Origin of the sequence: Pedobacter arcticus A12, from assembly GCF_000302595.1 — a bacterium.
GTDB lineage: Bacteria > Bacteroidota > Bacteroidia > Sphingobacteriales > Sphingobacteriaceae > Pseudopedobacter > Pseudopedobacter arcticus.
Window position 1 is genome coordinate 342,026 of record NZ_JH947128.1, and the last position, 24,066, is coordinate 366,091.

At 37.2% G+C, this 24,066-nt stretch carries 15 protein-coding genes; 3 read left to right on the top strand and 12 right to left on the bottom strand.

Features of this window, described 5'->3' with window-relative positions; genetic code table 11:
- Positions 1–123 precede the first annotated feature (123 nt).
- On the top strand, positions 124–3,660 hold the full coding sequence (locus tag B176_RS0117345; RefSeq protein WP_017260104.1) for a PAS domain S-box protein: 3,537 nt from the start codon (positions 124–126) through the stop codon (positions 3,658–3,660).
- Between the two features lie 93 nt (positions 3,661–3,753).
- Here B176_RS0117345 and B176_RS0117350 read toward each other — a convergent pair whose 3' ends face one another.
- From B176_RS0117350 to B176_RS0117380, 7 genes are all read right to left on the bottom strand, one after another.
- Complete coding sequence (locus B176_RS0117350) at positions 3,754–5,235, bottom strand: tetratricopeptide repeat protein (protein WP_017260105.1); 1,482 nt, start codon at positions 5,233–5,235, stop codon at positions 3,754–3,756.
- Between the two features lie 83 nt (positions 5,236–5,318).
- The gene (locus tag B176_RS0117355; protein WP_017260106.1) at positions 5,319–6,068 is read right to left on the bottom strand and encodes a zinc ribbon domain-containing protein; all 750 of its coding nucleotides are present in this window, start codon (positions 6,066–6,068) and stop codon (positions 5,319–5,321) included.
- A complete protein-coding gene (locus B176_RS0117360; RefSeq protein ID WP_017260107.1) occupies positions 6,068–7,165 on the bottom strand; it encodes a Nif3-like dinuclear metal center hexameric protein in 1,098 nt (365 codons plus the stop codon). Before B176_RS0117360 ends, B176_RS0117355 begins: the two co-directional genes overlap by 1 nt.
- 86 nt (positions 7,166–7,251) lie before the next feature.
- Entirely contained in the window at positions 7,252–8,520 is a 1,269-nt protein-coding gene (locus B176_RS0117365) for a DUF1501 domain-containing protein (protein WP_026063421.1), read from the bottom strand.
- 22 nt (positions 8,521–8,542) lie between these two features.
- Complete coding sequence (locus B176_RS0117370) at positions 8,543–10,453, bottom strand: DUF1800 domain-containing protein (protein WP_051130037.1); 1,911 nt, start codon at positions 10,451–10,453, stop codon at positions 8,543–8,545.
- Positions 10,454–10,595: 142 nt separating this feature from the next.
- Positions 10,596–11,324, bottom strand: a complete 729-nt coding sequence (locus tag B176_RS19930; protein WP_017260110.1) for a DUF6503 family protein — start codon at positions 11,322–11,324, stop codon at positions 10,596–10,598.
- A gap of 186 nt (positions 11,325–11,510) precedes the next feature.
- Complete coding sequence (locus B176_RS0117380) at positions 11,511–12,545, bottom strand: LacI family DNA-binding transcriptional regulator (protein WP_017260111.1); 1,035 nt, start codon at positions 12,543–12,545, stop codon at positions 11,511–11,513.
- 109 nt (positions 12,546–12,654) lie between these two features.
- On the opposite strand from B176_RS0117380, the gene B176_RS0117385 reads away from it, so the two are divergent.
- Positions 12,655–14,130 (top strand): xylulokinase, encoded by a 1,476-nt coding sequence (locus tag B176_RS0117385; RefSeq protein WP_017260112.1) that lies wholly within the window; start codon positions 12,655–12,657, stop codon positions 14,128–14,130.
- 221 nt (positions 14,131–14,351) lie between these two features.
- A complete protein-coding gene (xylA, locus tag B176_RS0117390) occupies positions 14,352–15,665 on the top strand; it encodes a xylose isomerase (protein WP_017260113.1) in 1,314 nt (437 codons plus the stop codon).
- A gap of 200 nt (positions 15,666–15,865) precedes the next feature.
- Here the strand turns inward: xylA and B176_RS0117395 are convergent, their stop codons facing one another.
- The 5 genes from B176_RS0117395 to B176_RS0117415 form a co-directional block, all read right to left on the bottom strand.
- Positions 15,866–16,864: a discoidin domain-containing protein gene (locus B176_RS0117395; RefSeq protein WP_017260114.1), complete on the bottom strand. Its 999-nt coding sequence runs from the start codon at positions 16,862–16,864 to the stop codon at positions 15,866–15,868.
- 24 nt (positions 16,865–16,888) lie between these two features.
- The gene (locus B176_RS0117400; protein ID WP_161603041.1) at positions 16,889–17,743 is read right to left on the bottom strand and encodes a glycoside hydrolase family 18; all 855 of its coding nucleotides are present in this window, start codon (positions 17,741–17,743) and stop codon (positions 16,889–16,891) included.
- Positions 17,744–17,876: 133 nt separating this feature from the next.
- On the bottom strand, positions 17,877–19,007 hold the full coding sequence (locus tag B176_RS20485) for a DUF1735 and LamG domain-containing protein (RefSeq protein WP_083852752.1): 1,131 nt from the start codon (positions 19,005–19,007) through the stop codon (positions 17,877–17,879).
- A gap of 6 nt (positions 19,008–19,013) precedes the next feature.
- Positions 19,014–20,609, bottom strand: a complete 1,596-nt coding sequence (locus B176_RS0117410; protein WP_017260117.1) for a SusD/RagB family nutrient-binding outer membrane lipoprotein — start codon at positions 20,607–20,609, stop codon at positions 19,014–19,016.
- 22 nt (positions 20,610–20,631) lie between these two features.
- Complete coding sequence (locus B176_RS0117415; RefSeq protein WP_026063422.1) at positions 20,632–23,913, bottom strand: SusC/RagA family TonB-linked outer membrane protein; 3,282 nt, start codon at positions 23,911–23,913, stop codon at positions 20,632–20,634.
- Positions 23,914–24,066: the final 153 nt, after the last annotated feature.

Consider the following 24,066-nt stretch of genomic DNA (forward strand, 5'->3'; position numbering starts at 1 on the left):
AGGGTTACAAACCCAACTAATCCGATTAAAATTTTCAACTAAGACGATACGTTTGTAATTTTATTATTGCCTAAATAATTTAAATAAAATTTACCCGTATTTAGATTAAAATTATCCACACGCATGATCAATCACAACGAAAATGAACGAGTAGACGCATTAAAAAACTATCAGATTTTAGATACCTTACCAAAAGAATCGTTTGATAGGTTCACAAAATTGGCTTCCATCATTTGTGAAGTTCCTATTTCGTTAATTTCATTACTTGACGAGAACAGGCAGTGGTTTAAATCTAAAGTGGGTATAGATGCAAGCGAGACACCTAAAAACATTGCATTTTGTAGGTACACCATATTAAATAATGAGATTTTTGAGGTAGAAGACGCTACAGAAGACGATCGTTTTAAAGAAAACCCTTTAGTCACTTCTTCACCACATATCAAATTTTATGCGGGCTACCCACTGATCGACCCTCAAGGATATGCACTAGGAACACTTTGCGTAATTGACACTAAACCCAGAAAACTTAAGCCCTATCAAAGAGAGGCGCTTAAGCTTTTAACACGATCAATTATTGAGCTCATTGTATTGCAAAGAAAAACACAAGAAGTTGACAATTTCGATCGGCTTTTTAAAATATCTAGAGACCTAATCTGTATTTTGGAACCCAATGGGCAGTTTGTAAATGCTAATCCAGCTTTTAAACATTTATTGGGTTGGAATCAAACCTACTTAAAAGATAAATCTTTTTTTGACTTTGTACACCCAGATGATATAACTGAAACAAAGGAGAAAATCAATAAGTTAATTACAGGAGTTCCCACCGTAAGTTTCTCTCACCGATTTAAAAATAAAGAGGGCTTATATCGGATGCTAGAGTGGGCTGCAACTCCGGAGCCATCTACAAAAATGTTCTTTGCCATTGCCAGAGACGTAACAGATGCCAAAGCAAAAGAAATAGCTTTACATGTTTCGGAACAAAAGTTAAGAGCATTTTTCGAAAACTCTACCGCATTTATGTGTACCCATGATTTAGACGGTCGTCTTTTAACCGTAAATGGTGCAGGGGCGAAAAGCTTGGGGTACAGTAAAGAAGAAATCGTTGGAAGTACGCTATTTCAGCTTATCCCTAAAAGCCGGTACGAGCCAATGAAAGCTTACTTAGCTGCAATAGAAAAGTTTGGAGAGGCCAAAGGTCTGATGTACACACAACATAAAAATGGAGACACGCTAACCTGGCTTTTCAATAATGTGCTGGAAACTGCACCAAATGGCGACAAATATGTGATAGGAAATGCCGTAGACATTACAGAGCGCTACAAACTTGAGGCTGACCTAACACGCACCAAAGAGATGCTGGAGCAAACGAATGGCATTGCAAAAATTGGTGCTTGGGAAATAGATTTAAGAACACAGAAAATCTACTGGTCAAGCATTACAAAAGTATTACATGAGGTTAGTGAAAATTACGAACCCAATTTTGAGGATGCTGTCTCTTTCTTTGGCGACTATGAATCAGTTATTAGAGAAGCTTTTGGAAAAGCCGTGGAACATGGCACTTCTTACGACCTTGAAATACAGTTAGCCACTGCCAAACATAATAACCTATGGGTTAGAGTTATTGGCACACCTGAGTTTAAAGACGGAAAATGTATTCGTGTTTCAGGAACTTTCCAAGATATCACAGAAAACTACCTCCACAGGATTGCATTAAACACAGCCAAAATACAGGCAGAAGAAGCCAGCGTAGCCAAATCTGAATTCTTGGCAAGTATGAGCCACGAGATACGCACACCGTTAAACGGGATAATTGGATTTACAGACCTGGTATTAAAAACCGTTTTAAACCAAACTCAACAACAATATTTAACAATTGTAAATCAATCTGCAAACGCATTATTAGGGGTAATTAACGATATTTTAGATTTCTCTAAAATTGAAGCCGGAAAACTAGAGCTCGATATCGAAAAATCTGATCTATTTGAACTTACCAGCGAGGCATCAGATATCATTACTTTTCAGGCGCAAAACAAAGGTTTAGAAGTACTACTAAACATCGAACCGAACTTACCACGTTATGTTTATATCGACAGTATACGTCTAAAACAAGTTCTTATCAATCTTTTGGGTAACGCTATTAAATTTACGGATAACGGAGAGATAGAACTTAAGATATATACAGAAAGCGATTTAAACAAAGAATATGTTGATTTCTGTTTTGAAGTTAGAGACACCGGAATCGGCATTCAGCCAGACAAACAAATCAAAATTTTTGATGCTTTTTCTCAAGAAGATTCATCAACCACCAAAAAATATGGCGGAACAGGTTTAGGACTTACCATTTCTAACAGGTTGTTAGATTTAATGGATAGTAAATTAGAATTAAAGAGCAAGGTTGGTTTTGGAAGCACCTTTTATTTTAAAATAAGATTAAAAGCCCAACATGGGGAAGTACAGCCTTCTGAAGATATTAGCTTTATAAAAACGGCTTTAGTTGTTGATGATAACGAAAACAACCGATTGATTTTAAGGCAAATGCTTTTGATCAAAAATATTAAAGTTACAGAGGCAAAAAATGGTTTAGAAGCACTGCAATTGCTAAGCGAAGGCAAAAGATATGATGTGATTTTAATGGATTACCATATGCCTTATATGGACGGGCTCGAAACTATTGCAAAAATCAGAAAAAGCTTTGTTCAAGATTCAGATTATCAACCTATCATGCTCTTGCACAGCTCCTCTGACGATGAAAAAATTATTCAGATTTGTGAAGAATATGGCGTTAACCTAAGAATGGTTAAACCTATTAAAATGCAAGATCTGTTTAATAAGTTAGCCAAATTAAACTTAAAAGAACCAACGACAATAGATATAGTTTTAGAAAAACCAGTTGTTACAGATTCTTATAAAATATTAGTTGTTGAAGATAATTTGGTAAATAAATTACTAGCTAGAACAGTAATTGCAAGAATATTACCAAATGCTCATATTTTAGAAGCCAACAACGGAGTAGAAGCCATTGAGCAATACAAATCTAACCTGCCAGACCTCATACTTATGGATTTACAGATGCCTGTAATGAATGGTTATGAAGCTACTGAGAAAATTAGACTGATTGATAAAGAGCATAACCGATCCACAATAATAGTTGCCTTAACAGCAGGAAATGTTAAAGGAGAAAAAGAACGCTGTTTAGAAATTGGCATGAATGACTTTGTCACCAAACCTTTTGTAGAAGAAAACCTAGCGATACTTTTTTCAAAATGGCTCATCAAAAATTCGTCAGAAGAAATTGAAGAGCCTGATTTGACCCATAGTGAGACCCATTTCAATATGGGAAAAATCAAAAATTTTATGGGCAATGACATCGATACCATTAAACTTGTATTAAACTTAACCATCGACGAGATCAAAAAGACCGATATCGCCTTTAAGCAATTGATAAGTTCACCAAGTTTAAACCTTGTTACTGCTTTGGGACATAAATTATTTGGTACAGCTTCTAGTACCGGCTTAGAGGTTTTGGCAAATCTTGCCCGAGAGATTGAGCAACTCAAAGAGATTGACCAGGAACAATTAAACGAATTATATGCATCGTTACATAAGGAGGTTAATTTAGTAAGTAAACTGGTGAAAAAAGAGCTGGAACAACTTGACTGAGGTTAATTTATGGTAAAACAGAAAACGCTAATCAATAATAAGATTAGCGTTTTTTTTGTGGTAAATAATCTCCCAGAACTCAATTCCAAAAAATCAATACCCCAATCTTTTTAAACCGTCTTTCGCTTTGGTTTCAATGCTATTTTCGTACTCGTGATGTTTCATGGCTATAGCCTGTTTATAATAGCTAGCCGCCTTAACTTTATCACGTTTATTTTCATAAATATTGCCAATGCTTAACGCCGCATTTGCTGCATAATAATAGCTGGTCTGTTTGCCGGAGTTAATGGCTTTTTGATAATGGCTAATTGCCTCATTATCTTTTGAAAGTTCATCATAAATCCTCCCTAAACGATAATCTACCTCTATTTTATCTCTTTGCAATTTAAAATCTCCCGCATCTTTACCAGCCAAAGTTTGTAAGGCTTGAGTATAATAACCGCCGTCAAACTGTAGTCTTGCTTTCAGCAAATTAATATCGGGTATCGCATCATTAGCTTCCTTTAGCGCTTGTTTATCTTTTTCGTCATACAAATCACCTTGGGATTTCACCATCTTTAAAAAAGCATTGTAATGCCCCATATCGCCACGTAAATAATAGTAATAAGCCAACTTTAAATAGCCATCCTTTACATAGTTGATCCCTTTATATTCTTTCAAATAATTAATTAGATAAACATTGGCGTCAGAATCCATCCGGTTTAACTTAGCTGTACCCAATAAATAATTCAGCTTAGGAAAATCCATATAGGCCGCACCTTTTGGCCTTCTCAGCAAATAACCAATTGCACTATCGTTATGCGCAGTTCTGCTAGCTACATAACCTTGCAAATAGGTTTTCAGCAAGCTTTGGCTATTCATGGTGTTGGTATAACTTATTATTTTATTGTAGCTTGTTTTATTTGGGATTAAATCGGTTTCTATGTAGCACAGAAAAAAAACCACCTCATCTGAATAAAACTGATAACTAGTTTTAGGCAAGGCTACCATTAAAGCTTCCAGCGTTTTAATTCCGTTATTTACATTACCACTGAAACCAAATGTGCTCGCTATACCTTTAATATTGGTAGGGATTGATCCCAGAACAACATCAATTAAACCTGCGCTTTTTTTATTCGGTAAAAAGCTAGGGTACTTTTTCTCATTCTCATTTAATAAGCTGTTGGCTTTTTTAACATCAAAACCAGAGGATAAATAATCCTGAAAACGGCTTTTTAACAATCCCCATTGCAGGTATACCTCTGCCTGCGCAAAAAGATAATAGGGTGAGTTTTTATCCTGTTTGCTTAAGAATGATAATCGAGCATCTCTACGAGATTTTATACGTTCATAGTCTGATTTACTTTCAGAAGATAATAAAGTAAAAAAATCAATATAATTATCTAATAAAATAGGAATTGCGTTCTGCGGATTTTGAGATTTTTCTCGCTGTAACAGTACCTCAGCATCTTTAATCCGTAAATCAAAAATAGCATTGTAAGCATTTATGCAATTACTATTAAAATCAAAGTTCGCTTTAGTTACTAAAGTGTTTGCTAAAATAAAAAGTAGTGAAAAGAGTGCTTTTTTAATCATTACCTATAAAAAATGAGTGTAAAACGAAAAAACACCTTGAGGTTATCAAGATGTTTTTCTTATGAACAATAAAAATACCAATGTTAAACGGCTGTTCCTTTTATTTCTTCTGCCATAGTTTCATCAACTAAAATTCTACCGCAATGCTCGCAAACAATAATTTTTTTACGTTGGCGGATATCAGACTGGCGCTGAGGTGGAATTTGGTTAAAACAACCAGAACATGAATCACGTTCGATGGTTACCACTGCCAAGCCGTTTTTAAAGTTACTTCTTAAACGGTTGTAAGCAATTTTCAAACGGTCGTCGATTTTTTCAGATGCTTTATCAGCTTCTTTAACCAAAACTTCTTCTTCTTTTTGAGTTTCTGAAGTAATGTTATCTAATTCTGTTTTTTTGCCTTCAAGATCCTTTTTTCTCTCCTCTAAAGCAACTAACGCCGCTTCGTAAACTTCGGTTTTGCTGTTTATTTCAAACTGAGTTTCTTTGATTTTCTTTTCAGATACCTGAACATCTAAACCTTGGATCTCAATTTCTTTTGAAATAGCATCAAACTCGCGATTGTTCTTTACGTTGTTTTGCTGTGTTTCGTATTTTTTAACCAATGCCTGAGAATCCTTAATCATATTTTTACGATTAACGATAGCATCTTCTAAATCATCTAATTCAGACTTTATCTTTTGGATACGAGTTTCCAATCCGGCAACGTCATCTTCTAAATCTGCTACTTCCATTGGAAGTTCTCCACGGGTCTGACGGATTTTATCAACTTTGGTGTGGATGGTCTGTAGCTCGTATAAAGCTTCAAGCTTTTGTTCTACGGTTTGTTCCATTAAGACAAATATTTTATTGGGTTTGTATTATTTCCAGTTAAACGGATTGCAAAGTTAGGAAATTTTTCCGTAATAATATCCAAGAGTAATTGTTGTGTAAATTGCTCACTTTCAAAATGTCCAATGTCTGCAATTATCAGTTTATCTTCGGCATCAAAAAACTCGTGATATTTAAAATCTGCAGTCACAAATACGTCGGCATTTGCTCTAATCGCATTCTTTAGCAAAAAACTACCAGATCCGCCACATACTGCTACTCGCTTTATTTTTTTAGGTAATATTTCTGTATGTCTAATTACGCTTAGCTCCATTGATTGTTTTAAATGTCTCAAAAAATCTAAGGCATCCATTTCTTCGGTTAATTCGCCCACCATCCCGGCTCCAACATCTTGATGCTGGTTATCTAAACTATAAATATCATAAGCAACTTCCTCGTAAGGATGAGCGTTTAACAAGGCTTTGATAATTTGAGATTCCGCTTGGGCGGGATAAACAACCTCTACCCTTTGTTCTGCTTCTGTATGGATTTCATTTTTTTGCCCTACAAATGGGTTTGCCTTTTCATTAGCCTTAAAGGTTCCTTCGCCTTTTACCGAAAAGCTACAATTGCTATAATTCCCAATTTGCCCGGCACCAGCATTAAAAATTGCATTTTTGACCACCTCTGTAGCTGTTAAAGGAACAAAAAAGCAGAGCTTTTTAAGAATACCACTTTTAGGTGCTAAAGTTTTGCAATTGGTTAAGCCTATTTTTTCACAGATTTTAGCATTTACACCTGTAGAAACACTATCTAAATTGGTATGGATAGCATAAAGTGCAATATTATTAGCAATAGCCTTCATGACCACACGTTCTACATAATTGCTTCCGTTAAATCGCTTTAAGCCTTTAAAAACAATTGGATGATGCGATATAATGATATCACAACCTGTAGCAATGGCTTCGTCAACGATTGCCTCGGTACAGTCCAAACTTACCAACGCTTTGTTGATTGTTTGGTTATAATCGCCAACAATTAAGCCCGAATTATCATAGCTTTCTTGATAATTAGAAGGCGCAATGGATTCGAGATAATTTGTTAAATCTTTAATTTGCATGCTCAAATTTAAAGATAGATTTTTAAAGAAAGGCTTTTCTAAATAATCAAATGCTAATTCGGAATTTACTGACTGCACAAGATTCTTTATCCCCGCATCATTCCAATATGTCCTCCATCCCAGTCCGGAAACAAAATATTGTCTTTATTAATCCCTAAGTGCTTATCGGCAACTTCACTAAACACGCTACGGAAATCTGTAGTAACTGCCAAATCCCGACCATCTTCTAAGTTTTCTATCGCTAGCTCATTCATTTTTCCGTGAACCTTGCCTCCAAAAACATCATTCCCTAAAATAAAATTACACGATGCTCTTCCGTGGTCTGTTCCACCGGTACCATTCTGTTTCACGGTTCTACCAAATTCTGTCATGGTCATCACGGTCACATCATCTTGCAGCGTTCCCATATCGTTCCAAAAAGCCACCATACTTTCGCTCAAGTCGTTTACGTTTCTGGCAAAAATCCCAGTGTCTGTTCCTTGATTAAAATGGGTATCCCAGCCACCAGATTCGGCAAAAGCAACTTCCAAGCCTACATCCATTTTAATTAACTGGGCAATTTGTTTTAACGAATTTCCTAAAGCAGTATTTGGATACTGTGCATTGTTTGCAGGTTTATAATTTTTGGTATCCATCTTTTTAAGCATGTTCATTGCTTCAAAACTATCTTTCCCGGTATCTTTTAACAAACCCTGCGTAGTTTGATCGTATAAATCTTCGAAACTTTTTGCGGCCATATTGGCTCCGCTTGGGTTTCCCCGCATTTGGATGTTGAAATCCTGCAGATTACTGATGGCAACCGAAGGATTATCGCCGTAGAATGAGCGTGGCAACGAAGAAGTAAGACTCACGCCTTGAAAAGGCGTTGCCGTATCATGACCTAAAAGCCCCACTGCCCTATTTAACCAACCGCTTGCTGTACCTTTTTTAAACGGAGTACCAGATTCCATATAATCTTGAGCATCAAAATGCGACCGCGTGTTGTTAGGTGACCCGATACCATGCACAATTCCTAAACGACCATCTTTAAAAACCGATTGAAAAGCACTCATGGATGGATGAAGTCCAAACTTTCCGTCGAGGTCAATCAAAGATTTTTTGGTATCGCTTTTAGCAGCCGACATAAAAAGTGTAGGACGGGCGGCTTTCAGATACTCATCAGTAAATGGTGTAACGGCCATTAATCCGTCCATTGCACCACGTTGAAAAATACAGACCAAAGTTTTTCGTCTTTTAAATAAACCCGGTTGTTTTATTTGTGCAGCGGCTTGGGTTACAAAAGTGGGCAAACCACCTAATCCAATTCCAAATACGGCTAAACCGCCTGCTTTTAAAAATCCTCTTCTAGATGTCATGATCAATTTCTTTTTAAAATTATTATCTTTTTTGAAATTCTGGAGCTCCAATAATAACCCCTACTACTTGCGCTAACATTTCATTATTTGCAAAGGTTGGTTTATTTAATGGCGCACTTGGCTTTGTTTTTACCATACTATCCCCGCTCATCATCTCATCATCTGTTTGCTCCATAGCGCTTGTAGGTTTGTTTTTACTTGCCGCCTGATTCACTTTTTGCACCAAGTTCGGATCGTTCAAAAAAGGCGTTAACCTGTCTATTGTATGTGCTAAATCCCGTTCGGGTAAAATAATTTTGCCGTAAGTTCTTAGTGCGGCATCGGTACTTTCTGGTTCGTGATTGTTGTTCAATTTTGCCAGGTTTATTTTTACACCACTAATTTTTTGCCCAGCTAGTGCCAAACCAAAATTCATGCGGTTCAAGAGCGCACCGGTGTTAATCCAGTATTGCCCCTTATCCGGGAAACCGGTAGGCGCCTGGTAGTAATATACTTTTTGACCCATTTTATTTATCCAAGTATATAATGGATATGGCTGTGTTATATTGGCATCTAAAGCCCTAACCGCACTGATTGCTAACTCAAATGGAGATTTTGTTTTTTCGTCTAAAGAATTTTTTGCCCAAAACTCTGGCGCATTAACCATAGTAGTTAACACCGCACTAATGTCTCCGTCTTTTGCTAAAAACGTTTTTGTCATTTTATCAATGATGCTTTGTGCTGGATTATCATTCACAAAACGTACTGCTAATTTTGTACAAATAAATTTAGCTGTTGACGGGTGGTGCGCTAACATGTTTAAAAGGTCAACTCCTTCTTGGTAACCGCCATCAGCGAATTTCTTCCCTAAAACTACCTTATCACCTTTATCATGTCTATTGGGAACAAATAGAAAGTCTCCATCATGTACATAACCGCGTTTTTCTAAGGTACTTGCATCAAGCTTATCTAACTGCTTCAACATGGCTGCACCACCGCCGTAAGTTCCCATTGGGTAAATTGTCCATCCGGTTAATACCCTAGCCGCTTGTGTAACGTCGCTTTGGGTGTATCCGCCGTCTACGCCTAAAGTATGTAGCTCCATCACCTCTCTGGCATAGTTTTCATTTAGCCCTCTTTTATTTTTATTCTGTTGAGCTTTCGCTAGTGCGGCTTTTACCTTGGGATTTTGCGCATCCTTCTGCATTGCAGCCATTTCATTCTCATTACTTGCCACGCTACTAAAGTTATCCAAGTAAAAAAGCATTGCCGGAGATTTTGCTGTTGCAATTAATAAATTGCTAAACTTGCCAAATACGTTTGGCCGAATAACATCACGCTCGTAAGCTGGGATATACATGGCGCAATCATTTTTACTTAAAGAAACGTTAAAGTGGTTGAACCAGAAATCGGTTAAAACTTCTTGTAACTGGTTTTCTGAGTAAGCTGCTCTTAATATTTTTTGATTGATAAATTGGCGAGTTAACTCTTGAGTTGGACGAAAACCCTTGCTATCCATATACGCATTGAGTTTATTTCTATATTCTTTCTTATCTCCAGTTTGAACTGAATCCTTATCGATAAAGCCATCTTTTATCGCCATTCTAAGTACCTGTGGGTTTTTTGGAAATATTTTATTTACCTCCTCATTACTCAAATTAATGGCATCGTAATTTGCTAGACGACTATTTAAATCGGCATCACTAAATTTCGCCAACAACTGTTGCGAAAACCATTTATCTGTCCCAATTTTCAACAGTTCTTCTATATCATTTGGTTTAGGACCAAATGTAAATCTGTTCAATAAATGTAAGGCAGCTTGCCGATCTGTTAAACCAGCTTTTTTATAGGCATTAGCTAGGTTACTCGTTTTATTACCAAAAAATGAGGATAACAATAAAACACCCGTCAATAGCAAAAATGGCAAATAAAAAAATCGAAGTAAGGTTTTCATGATTATTGGTTTTATGGCTATATGACTAATCATCGGCCATAAGGATTAAAACCAAAGCCAATTTTTTCTAATTTTTTAAAAAAACCAAAAAAAAAGCCCGACATTTTTCTGTCGAGCTTTAACCTTTATATTCCTTTTGAACCTATTTAATACTCAAATTTTTGAAGGTAATTTGAGATAAAGTAGTCAATTTATCCTGCTCAAATAAAGTGTAATAATCCTTTAAATCTTTCTTTAGATCACCTTTATTCTCCAGGTTTGTATAGTTCTGTAAATATATCCCGTTAGAATTGATCAACCCGTTTATGGCTCTAAAACGGTTTCCTCCTTTGCTATATGCGAAGTAATCCATGCTACTGTCTTTGGCATCAAACCAAAAGTAAAAAATATCATCGTGATGGCTTCCACCATTTTTATCATCAAAACCTACCTCAACTTGGTGGTAATCGTCCCCTTTAATGGGTACGGTTCGTAAAAACTTAGCGTTTACTGCTTTATCCTTAAGTTTTAACGGTAACAAGGCAAAATAAACCACCGAGTTTAAAGATTCGGCATATTTTATAGAGTCTTTTTGAGAAAGCGGAACTACTAAGCCATTTTGCTCTCTTACAAAACCATGGTTGCTCAACTGGTCTTTAACCAATCCTAAACTATCTTTAAAACTACTTTCGTAGAAATACTCACCTTTATTTAATTTGATAGTAAAGTGCTTTTCTCTGAAATCAAAATCGACGGTTTTACCATTCAACTTATCCATACCATAAAAAGCGATTGATTTTTTGATGATACTGTCGGCGCTTTCTCCCATAGAACAAGCATTAAGTATGAAAACTGTAATAGCAACTAATACAATTGAAAGTTTCTTTTGCATAGCCCGAAGTTAAGAAATGATTTGCTTTTAAAGGCTCAAAGTTTAAGGATGAAAGCACAAAGCCAAGATTCCTAAGCTGTTGCAACTTTCTATTTACACAAAGTCCGATAATTAATTACACATAAGCCGAATATAATAGCCTTTTTTCAGGCTTTTAGCATTATGCCTTGTGCTTTAAATTTTTATTTAAACGCTATTTTTAAGTGTGGAGTTTCTAATGATCAGTTGAGGTTTGATATTGACTATTTTGCCAACTTCGGTAGCTAAGCCTTTTTTCATTTTCTGGAAGTAAAGATTGGCTACATTTTTACCTATTTCTTTACTAAATTGATCTATTGTAGTTAATGATGGTTGCGTAATCTGAGTAAACTCCTCGTTAGAAAAACCACATATACCTAATTCTTGTGGTACTTTTATCCCTTTGCTTTGTGCAACATCCAAAACACCTAAAGCCGCAAAATCAGATGTGGAAGCAAAGATGGCATCTGGCGGTTCGGGCAAACTCAAAAGATCTTTGGTTGCATTTGCACCCAATTCTCTGGTCCAGGCATTCTCTATTATCAGATTCTCAATAATTGGAAAACCATGTTTACTTAAAGCCGCCAAATAACCCGCCTTTCTTTGCTTAAAAATATTTAAATTCTGAGGTCCTTCTAACAGCGCAATTCTTTTATAACCTTGTTCAATTAGGTGCGAAACAGCTTCAAACGCCGCTTCTTCATTTCCGCAAAGTACTTTGTAGGTATCCAAACTATCGTCGACCCTGTCAAATTGCACCAGGTTTATCCCATGTTCTGCTACCGATTTTAAATGTTCGTTATTCTCGAAATCGGCACTTATCGATAAAAAAATACAACTTACATGTTGGTTAATTAAGGTATCTACACATTTAACCTCGCGTTCGTAAGATTCGTTAGATTGGCAAATGATTAGATTATAACCTTTTTGATAGGTCACCTCCTCTATACCCGCAATAATATTTGAGAAATAGTTTTGATTGATACGTGGCACAACGACGCCAATAGTCCGATTCTCGCCCCTTCTAAGGTTTGAGGCCATGCTATTCGGACGGTAATTCAACTCCTTCGCTGTTTTTAAAATCAGCGCTTTGGTAGTTTCACTAACGTTACTCTTACCACTTAAAGCCCTAGAAACCGAGGAAGCATTAAGATCTAACTTCCTAGCGATATCATATATTGTGGTACGTTTTTGATTTTCCATAACCTGATGCAATATTATAAAAAGATTTTTATGCAATCGATTGCTTTTCTAAATACTTTACTTATTTTTGAGTTTCAATAACCAAGAATAAACCGTAAACCAGAAAAAAATGCTCCTATTAGGTATTGATGTTGGTACATCATCCATCAAAGTTTCTGTAGTGGATGCCCAAACCGGCAAAAATGTTGCAAATGCAAGTTATCCCGATAAGGAAACAGAAATTATTGCTGTAAAAAACGGATGGGCAGAACAATCGCCTAACATGTGGTGGAACAATGTACAGGAGGCCATTTTAAAATGCAATGCCAGCGGAAAATATAATTCTAAAGACATTACCGCAATTGGTATTGCTTACCAGATGCATGGTTTAGTTTTGGTTGATAAAGCCAGTAACAGTTTAAGAAACAGTATTATCTGGTGCGATAGCCGAGCCGTCGAAATCGGAAACAAAGCTTTTAAAGATTTAGGCGAAGAATTCTGTTTATCACATTATTTAAACTCGCCAGGAAATTTTACAGCATCCAAACTGGCTTGGGTAAAACAGAACGAACCAGAAATATATGCTAAAATTGATAAGGTAATGTTGCCTGGCGACTTCATCGCTTTGAAGCTAACTGGCCAAGCTACAACTTCTGTTTCTGCACTTTCTGAAGGTGTTTTTTGGGATTTTGAAGCTAATAGTTTGGCGACAGAGCTGATGGATTATTACGGAATTTCTAAAGATTTTATACCTGAGATTAAAGATGTATTCTCTACCCACGGTTTATTAGGTAAACAAATCGCGGAGAAACTAGGCTTAAAAGAAAATGTATCTGTTAGTTATAAAGCTGGTGATCAGCCTAATAATGCGTTATCATTAAACGTAACAAAACCGGGAGAAGTTGCCGCAACGGCAGGGACGTCGGGTGTAATATATGGCGTTACCGATCAATTGCTTTTTGATAAGCAATCTCGTGTAAACACTTTTGCTCATGTTACACATACTGAGCAAAAAAACAGATTAGGCGTTCTATTATGCATTAACGGAACAGGAAGCTTAAACCGTTGGATAAAGAATATTGGTGGGGAAGATTTGGATTACCAAACTATGAATCACTTATCGTCGACCATTAACGAAGGAAGCGATGGTTTATCGGTTTTACCTTTTGGAAATGGAGCAGAAAGGATGTTGAACAACAAAATAGTAGGCGCTTCTTTACAGAACATCGATTTAAACATCCACAGCCAAGCTCATGTTTTTAGAGCAGTGCAAGAAGGAATTGCTTTTTCATTTAGGTACGGATTTGATATTTTGGAAGAAAACGGAATGCAGGCGTCGGTTATTAAAGCCGGTAAAGCAAACCTGTTTTTGAGCGATGTTTTTACCCAAAGTTTTGTAAACATAACCGGTGTTCCGGTAGAATTGTACGATAACGACGGTAGCCACGGTGCTGCTATTGGCGCAGGAATTGGTGCTGGCATTTTTGCTTCGGCAGATGATGCTTTTGCTAATAATAAAGCGCTAAAATTAATAGAACCGCAGACAAACAATTTAGAAGAAGCTTACCAGGAATGGGAGAATTTGCTGGCTGATAAGCTCGCTTAAGGTAGCCTTTAGGTAATGCCTTTATTTAGGGAGGTCGCGTCATGTTGAACGATAGTGAAACATCTCACAAACAGGTATGAAACACTATATGCAGACTCTGCTTGTGAGATTTATCTTCGATGAACTAACGTTTCTCGTACCTCGAAATGACGTAAAGCAGAAGAAATATACTTATTATAACGAATAAAAATTAAATATAAAAACTATATAAAACAAATAATATGGCTACAGAATTTTTTAAAGGAATTGGACAAATTAAGTTTGAAGGATTAGAAAGCGACAATCCTTTAGCTTTTAGATGGTATGATGCTGATCGCGTTATTGCAGGCAAAACCATGAAAGAGCATCTACGTTTTGCGGGCGCTTATTGGCACTCTTTCAACGGAAACGGTGCTGATCCGTTTGGTGGACCAACGCATATTTTCCCTTGGGATGCAAAAAGCGATGTGATTGAAAGAGCAAAAGACAAAATGGATGCTGCTTTTGAATTTTTAACAAAAATGAATTTGCCTTTTTACTGTTTCCATGATGTGGATGTGGTTGATTACGGTAACGATATCGCCGAAAACGAACGTCGTCTGCAAACCTTGGTTAATTATGCAAAACAAAAGCAAGCTGAAACAGGCATTAAATTATTGTGGGGAACTGCAAATCTGTTTTCGCACAGCCGTTATATGAATGGCGCTTCTACCAATCCAGACTTCCACGTATTAGCACATGGAGCGGCGCAAGTTAAAGCAGCTATAGATGCAACCATTGAATTAGGTGGCGAAAATTATGTTTTCTGGGGTGGTAGAGAAGGTTATATGACTTTGTTAAACACGGATATGAAACGTGAGCAAGAGCATTTTGCTAAGTTTTTACATGCTTCCAAAGACTATGCTCGTAAAAACGGTTTCAAAGGAACTTTCTTTATCGAGCCAAAACCATGTGAACCATCTAAACACCAGTACGATTATGATGCAGCAACCGTTTTGGGCTTCTTGCAGAAATATGATTTGATGGAAGATTTCAAATTAAACCTAGAGGTTAACCACGCAACTTTAGCTGGCCATACTTTCCAACATGAATTACAGGTTGCTGTTGATGCCGGAATGTTAGGCTCTATCGATGCTAACCGTGGTGATTACCAAAATGGTTGGGATACTGACCAATTCCCTAATGACATCAATGAATTAACAGAAGCGATGTTGATTATTTTAGATGGTAAAGGAATCCAAGGTGGTGGAATTAACTTCGATGCTAAAATCAGAAGAAACTCTACAGACCAAAAAGATTTATTTTACGCCCACGTTGGCGGAATGGATTTGTTTGCAAGAGCATTGGTTACTGCTGATAACATTCTTCAAAAGTCTGATTACAAGAAAATCAGAAGCGACAGATATGCCTCTTTTGATACTGGAAAAGGTGCAGAATTTGAGGCTGGAAAATTAAGCTTGGAAGACTTAAGAAACTATGCTGCTGAAAATGGGGAACCAAAAACCATCAGCGGAAAGCAGGAGTTTATGGAAAACTTGATTAATAGGTATATTTAATTATCACTAAAATTAAAACAAAAGCCCTGTTTCCTTCGAGGATTCAGGGTTTTTGTTTTTATAGTTCAAATTCTAAATGCTTTTTAAACAACTTCTGTTCTTTTAGCATTAGGGTACGGTTAAACTTGATTTAAATATACTACAGTAACTACGCTATAGATTTAACACAAGCCCAATAGCTACTAATGTAGTACGTATTTTTATTTAACTACATTTAACTCTGCCATACCTGCTCTTTTCCCACTTACCAAAGAGGTAATATCCAATCTAAAATATCTGGCCTGCACCGGAGCAATGAAATTAATATTCTTTAAATCTGGATTTGTAGCAGATGATGTTGAGATGGGACCGCTACCTTCCCAAGACCCCTGTACCGTCCAAGTTACATTGTCCAAACTGGTCGAAATATCTATTCCTGTTGCATTCTCACTCAGAGAAACATAATTTGGTACAAATACGAAACCCTTAATTTGTTGCGCAGCACCCATATCTATGCTTATCCACTTCTCAGCAGAGGATGAACTACTTGATCTCCACGCCGTGGCATTATTGCCGTCCAATAGACCAGAAGCTGCCCCGCCTGTAGTTGTGTTACTTACAGTGAGCACCCAACTTGTTCTTGCGACAAATGTTCCAGCAAGTGTTGTTTGCAATTCACTAATATTAGAAAAGCTTCCTTTTACAATAATATAAACAGTTTTATAATTCTCACTAGACTTTACACCTTTGTCCTTACCCGAAATGTTACGAATTGAAAGTGGAAGGATATAGCCTATTTCATTATTTAATTTTGTCCTGTCTAAGATCTGAACCCTTAATGAATCTGTTGATATCAGGCTACCTGCTGGAATCATAAGCTGTGTACTGCCCACTATTTTATAATTAGCAGCAGGCAATAATTCATAATTTGTTTCATGTGCAGTATTAAAAGCGCTAACTAGGCTTTCATCAGCGGCAATATCTAACAGCGCATCGCTACTGATTTCTCTGGTTAAATATGCGGGAAATTTAGCGATAGAATCACCAGATGCTGCTAGTGGAGTTCTTTTAAAGTTAATATTCGCTACGTGAACGTCTCCATCACTAGATTTAATAAAAGCCGATAGCTCTTTCGAATTAAAATCTCCATCTTTTTTACAGGCACTAAAAATCAGTGTGCTGAAAATGATTACATATCCGAATTTATGTCTTGTTTTCATATTTTAATATTTTACATTAATGAACTAACGAACAGCAGGATTCATAATTTGAATAGCCTGGCGAGTATATTTATAATCAGGATTGAGCGGATATTCATATTCAGGGTGATAAGCAGCTACACCTCCTTTACGACCTCCCGATGGATTCCATGCAGCATACGCCGCTAGCAATCCACCAGTTGCCCAAAGAGCTTCAAAGTTTTCTGCTGCGATACACTTAGAGAAGGGCATCCCGGGTGCTTGTCCGAACCGACTTTGTAACTTTGCCACAGTCCCTCCCTGAGGAGAATAGGCCTGCACTACATAATAATCCAAATAAGGAACCACTTCTGCTGGAAGAACCTCTACATAACTATCCATCACAAGGAGTTTACCCGTTCCGGATTTCGGTCCTAAATATTTTGATACTGCCTTTATGAATTTAATTGTGTTGGCTTGTGCCCCTAATATCTCACCACCTTCATAATCCAGATCAAACCCATCAAGATTAAATTTGTTAATAGTATCAGAAAGAGACTTGGCTAATAGCTCAATACCTGTATCTAATTCAGCTTCGCTTTTACCCATATATTTATCTTCAAAACCCGGTCCTGCAAAATCTTTCACTCCTTGAGGAAAAGAAACCTTTAGAAAGCGAGTACCTTTTAATTTCTGGGTGTTTTTTATCACATTATGATTATAAGAGCCCATTGGAGGTATACCTCCCCAAAGGCTAACAATATCCACACTGTCAGGAATCTGATCTAATACGCCTGGAACTTCTGCATTCCCCTCACCACCTGTACCTCCAAACCAGCCGTAAAAAATCTGATGATCTGTTTTTTTATACGCTCTTAAATTAGCATAATAATCATCAGACCTTTGAAGAACTTGTTTCATGGGTATATTTTCAGGCATATTCTCTTTCGAACATGAAAAGAAGGATATACTAACCGCCAGTATACTGGCATTTATTAATAACTTATTCATCTTTATAAAGATTGCTTTATGTTACGTTTATACTTACTAAATATTAATTAGGGCATCTTATCCCTGTAATCCATTTCACAGTCCCGCTTATAGTCCCTGTATGTCCATGACCAGTGGCATCTGCAACAGTATTACCTGTTCCCTCGTCGAATCTCCAATAGCCATAAAGGCCATCAGAAGTGGGATTTACCGCACAGATACCGCTACTTATTTCTTTTTGAGTGAGGGCCTTTGTCCAGAATCTCAGTTCCTGTACTTGCGCTTTTCCTCCAAAACCCATTGTTGACAGATTAAACTTAGTATTCGCCGGGGCAGACGTGGTACCATCTAGTTTTCCATCTACATAGATTTTAAAACTGTTGGCATTACCATCAAAAACATAGGCAATATGATACCACTTGTTGGATAAAAACTCTGTAGATGAAGCTGGTTGTATACCTGCATATTTAATCTGTAATTGGTTCGGTTTAATAACCACATCGCCAAACCGTGAATAAATCGGATCAGGTCCAGCAGAAAATAAAGCCATATTATTTACAAAGGTTGTAGTTACTCTCACCCTCATTTCTACTGTAAACTGTGTCAAATCTTTAATCGGATCAGGTATAGCAAACGCTACTCCGGTATGTCCTGCATCTAATGCTGGATTGATGAGCACCCGATTGATTATTATGTACAAAATCCTTGACGCCGCAATTACCGGAATATCAGATGATGCTTCTTTAATCTCAACCGGTACCATATACAAATCACCATCTTTTATTGTCGCATCCAAAGGCGAAACGGTTATTTTTATGGCATTTGAAACACTTGCCCCTGCTGGAATAACGGTCGTATTGTTCGACAATGAATAAAATTTATCAGGGAGAGGTTTGTAACTTGTATTGTGCTTTTTATTATACTCTGCCACCTTATTGGCATCAGAAACGTAAGAAATACTAATGTCTTCCTGAGTTTGCGCATAAGAACTTGATGTTAGACTAATTGAGCCACCTTGATCATCAACGGAAACAAATCCCTCAACAGATTCGGCAGCGTTGGTAATAAAGATTCCTTTATTTTCTAGTTTACTCTTTTTACAGGCAAAAAATAGCACCAGAATTAAAACCGGCAAAATTTGATAATAAATATTATACTTTTTCATATTCATGATATTATGGTCTTTAAAATACATTGATATTTACGGCTTTTTATCCCACCACAGGCGTGTTCCGCCATTATCAGCTCCACCTAATAAGGCTATTCCTTTTGCTACCTGCTCTCCGTTTTGCTGATACTGAGCTAGAGGATATGGCAGTCTACGTACCTGCTTCACAATGTCTATATTCCCCTTATTTAAACTGATTGGGAAAATCTTAGGAAATCCAGTTCTTCTGAATTCGCTCCAGGCTTCCTGACCATTTGGATATAGCGCCAACCATTTCTGTGTGATTATTCGCTCTAACTTGACCTCAAATAAAGCAGCATCGTCCCATTTAATGGTAATTGTAGAAGCTGCATTGCGACTATTCGAACTGCCCCCGGCAGCAAAATCAGTATAATCTTTTGGCTTAGAAAGATTGTCTGTAAGATAACCTACCGGCATCGCAGCGCCCGTTTCTGAGAATGCCGTAGTAATTCCTGTTTCATACCATTGTTGTGCAGTCCCTCCCGCATTCCATCCTCGTAATGCACCTTCAGCCTTTAGAAAACATACTTCAGAAGCTTGCATCCAAGGCATCGGTGTCTGGTCAGTTACATTCAATTCAGAAAATGGTTGATACGAAGCTCTTGTTACATTAATACCACTTCGGATACCTAAATATTCTGAAGTATGACCAACTAGCGTGGCAGGTTTAAACCAAACAGCTATTCTTGGATCATTATAACCCGTTAATATGGATTGCATAGAAGCGCTCATTCTAGCCTCTTTGTAATCTTGCGTTAGTGTACGTAATGGATTAGCATAGTTAAATGCCCCATTACCTGGTTTAATGCCTTGTGTTGCATTATCAGACCCAATAGCAATCATGCCTGCTTGGTTTGCAATTGCTTCTTCTGCATATTGTTTTGCTTTATCGGGAGCTACATAGGCCATCCGTATAGAGAGTCTTAATATTAAAGAATTAGCAAACCTGGCCCATTTCAAATAATCACCGGCATAAATAAGATCATAAGACTTTAAAGGTGATCCAGCGCCTCCGCCAAATTTAAATAGGATGTCTCTTGCTCTAATTAAATCGGCTAAAGCTGCATAATATATACTTTCTTGACTTTCATAAGATGGCGTAAAAGATCCTGAAGCTAATGAACTGCTCGGAATTGGTCCATAGCTATCGGTAGCCTTTATAACTCCGGCAACTTTAATGATTTGTGCTACCGAAAACTGCAAAGAGTCACCTGATAATGTAGTCAAATCCCTTACGTTTTTCCATCCGGCCATTAGCTTACCTGTAAGTGTAAACTGCTCGTTAACCCAACTTAGGTTAAAAGCATAGGTAAGATTATTTGAATTGCCACCCCAATCACCCGCTTGTCCCATAAATCCGGAAAAGGAATCCCCAGCTAAATTATAGCCTATTTGATAGCTATTTACAAAATCTGTTCTGCCCAAGGCATCTCCTGCAGGCAAGACCGCATTGATCATTGCTGGGAAATTCTTACCGGAAGCATAATTATCTGCTTCCTGTTGCTCCAATGTTGACAGATATGGATTCGTATTATAATCTTCATATTTTTTTGTACAGGCAGATACAATGATGACTAGCCATAACAAAAATATTTGCTTCTTTTTCATGTTCTTTTAAGTTTATTATACACTAAAACTGAGCACTTACGCTAAAGCCAAAGCTACGGTAACTAGGCTGTCGGAAATAGTCAACACCTTGATTATAAGTCCCTGTAGAAGATGTGGACTCAGGATCGAACGGAGATTTGTTATAAAACATGAATAGGTTACGCCCTGTAAGTGCAACTTTTACATGATCTAATTTACCTCCTAACAATTTCGAAGGAAGGGTATAACCGAATGAGGCTTCTCTCAACCTTACATTGGTGGCGCTATATACATAATAACCGCTCATTCCTACGGTGGCACCTGAAGCGGCGCCAATTAAATTGTAAAGTTTCTCTACATCAGCGTATTTTTTTCCATATACGGTAACTCCGCCATTGTCTCTATCTTCTGCCGACTTTTGAGATACACCGAAAGCATCCATTATTGACTGGGTATAAGAAACGCCAACTCCTCCCACACGGGCATCAACCAAAAATGAGAGGTCAAAATTTTTATAGGTAAAATTGTTTCTCCATCCAACGGTATAATCAGGTGTAGTGTGGCCAATAAAACGCCTTGGGATTGTTACTTTTTCTATGCTACCATTACCTGGATCAACCCAAAGGTTTCCTTGGTTATCTTCCCGCAGAGCCTGAGAAACATACAAATCGGATGTAGACCCTCCCACTGCCAATAAATTTTGCAAATCACCTACACCTCCCATATTGGTACTGTCGCGTCCAAATACTTCCTGTGTTATTGGATTTTTATAGCCTTCGGAAAGACGTTTTATTTTATTACGGTTAAGTGTGAAAATTGCAGATGTTGCCCAGTTAAAGTCCTTTAAACGGGCATTATAACCTAACATAGCTTCAATACCCTGATTTTGAATATTTCCTGCGTTATAATAGAATACAGAATATATATTACCCGTTAACGGTTGTGAAAGCAATTGATTGACTGTATTAGATTGATATACTGTGGCATTCAAGCTTAGTTTGCCTTTTAAAAACTTTAATTCTAAACCTGCCTCATAAGATTTTGTACGTTCAGGTTCAAAATCCGGAAATGGAGCAGGTCTGCTCGCACTAGGATCTATTAGAGAAAACGTAGGAAAACCCAAGTTAGGTGGATTTCCTACTTCGGCGTAAGAAACTCTCAGTTTAGCAAATGAAACCACCGTTGTCGGTATGTTTAACGCATCACTAATCACAGTAGAAATTCCAACCGATGGATAGAAATAAGACTTTTTGTTAGCAATTGATAACCGGGACGGCCACTCATACCGCCCTGTAGCATTTAGAAACAGCCATCTTTTATAGTCAAATTCTGTAGTAGCAAATGTTGATTGTAATTGTGTATGGGCATAAGACTGCGATGGTACATTAGATGTATTTTCTTGAACAGAATAAAAGTTAGCCAGTCTTGCCAGTTTTCCACCACCCAAAAGTCCGTCTGCCTTATCGTCTTGATAACTGCCTCCAATATTGGCATTAAACCCCAGATCAGGAGTTATGTTTTTATCTATGGAAGCTATTAAATCAGCATAAGTATTTCTCATCAAACTCTTTCCGCTTGTATAGTAACCAAACTCTGAAGCAAAAATCCCATCTGTTCCGGCAGGGCGTTTTACTTCGCTTTGTACATCATTGTTGTCCATACGCACCCGGGCAACAAAATTTAGCCAGTTGAACACCTCGTATTTGACTGTAGCGCTTAGCATATAACGATCTGTTTTATTTGTATTGGATTCCGCATCAGTAATCCAGTAAGGATTTTGAATACCTAGTCCCTGATTTCCGAATGGCCAGAATTGTGTGGAAATTTTACGATTCGGGTCAAACCTAGTATATACCTCATACTTCCGGATGTCATCACCTGGCGGGAAAAGATAAATCGGGATTAAGGGATTGTGGTATTGTCCCTGAGCAATCATATTTTTGTCATCCGTTTTAGCATACATCGCACTAAAATCAACAGTAAACTTATCCGTTAAATTAGCGTTATGCCTCAGATAGAAATTGTTTCTGTTGTATTCGTTTTCACGGATAATTCCATTTGCATTGTTTATGCCCGCAGAAAAGAAAGTCTGACTTTTTTCTGTTCCTCCGGATATACTTATAGAGTTAAATACATTGGAGCCCGTTTGGAAGAAATCTTTCGGTTTATAAGTAGAAGGTGTTTCCAATTTTGTTCCCCAGCTGGTCATCTGTGCATCATTATTCTGACCGTAGATATTCTGAAAACGAGGCATCACAAATGGAGAAAAGAAATCAGTGCTATTGGTTATGTTGATTTTAATTTTCCCTATGCTTCCTTTCTTTTTCGTCACCACGATTACACCATTAGCCCCTTGATTACCATATAATGCAGTGGCAGAGGGGCCTGTAAGCGCCGAGATACTTTCTATGTCTTCTGGATTAATACTGGAAATGCCTTCTCCACTTACCACACCTGCAAATGGGCCTCCTACAGCACCTCCATTATTATTTGGGATTGGAATACCATCCACCACATACAATACGTTATTATTCCCTGAAATGGACTTTACTCCACGCATCACTACTCTACTGGCACCGCCAATACCAGACGAACTAGGATTAATTGTTACCCCAGCAACCTTACCGGCAAGTGCATTTACAAAGTTTGCGTCTTTATTTCTAGTTAATTCTTCTCCTTTTATTTCTTGGACACTATAGGTTAATGCTCTGACTGATTTCCTTATACCTAAAGCAGTAACCACCACTTGACCTAAGTCAATTTTTTCTTCTCTTAGTGTAACATTAATTCTGGTTTCTAAACTGATTTTCATCTCTTGTTTTATGTAACCAACTAAAGAGAAAACGAGTATATCATCTGCATTTGCGTCTATAGCATAACTACCATTAGCATCGGTTATGGCAACCTTATTACTCTGCTTGTTTAAGACCAATACACCGGGAATAGCTATCCCTGCAGTATCCTTAACATTACCAACAATTTTTTTGAACTGGTAGTCATCTAAAGATAAAAATGGTGTTTTAACCATATTTTCTTTTGGTGAGATTACAATAAATTTGTTGTGAATTACGAATTCGAGAGACTGATTTTTTAAAATTTCACTCATCGCTTCTGTTATCGTTCTGTTTTCCAAGGAAACATCAATAGCCTCTATCTTCTTCAAAGTATTCTTTTCGTAGATAAAATTATAGCCACTCATTTTTTCAATTTTGGCAAAAACAGTTTCAATCTTAGCATTCTTTAGCTTAAGATCAATTTTTTGTGAATAGCTTTTTGCAGAGACTATCGTTACAAAAGAAAATAGCAATATTACAGTACTTTTCATGACGATCCAGGTTTTTGATCGGTCGATTGCATCAAAAAAATCCAGTATTTTTTTGAACTTAGAATTTAATCGCATAAATTTGGTTAGTTAGGGTGAAAAAATATTCCTTCGTGGGAAACTATTATTGAGCCTTGTACTTTTACCGGTTTGCCT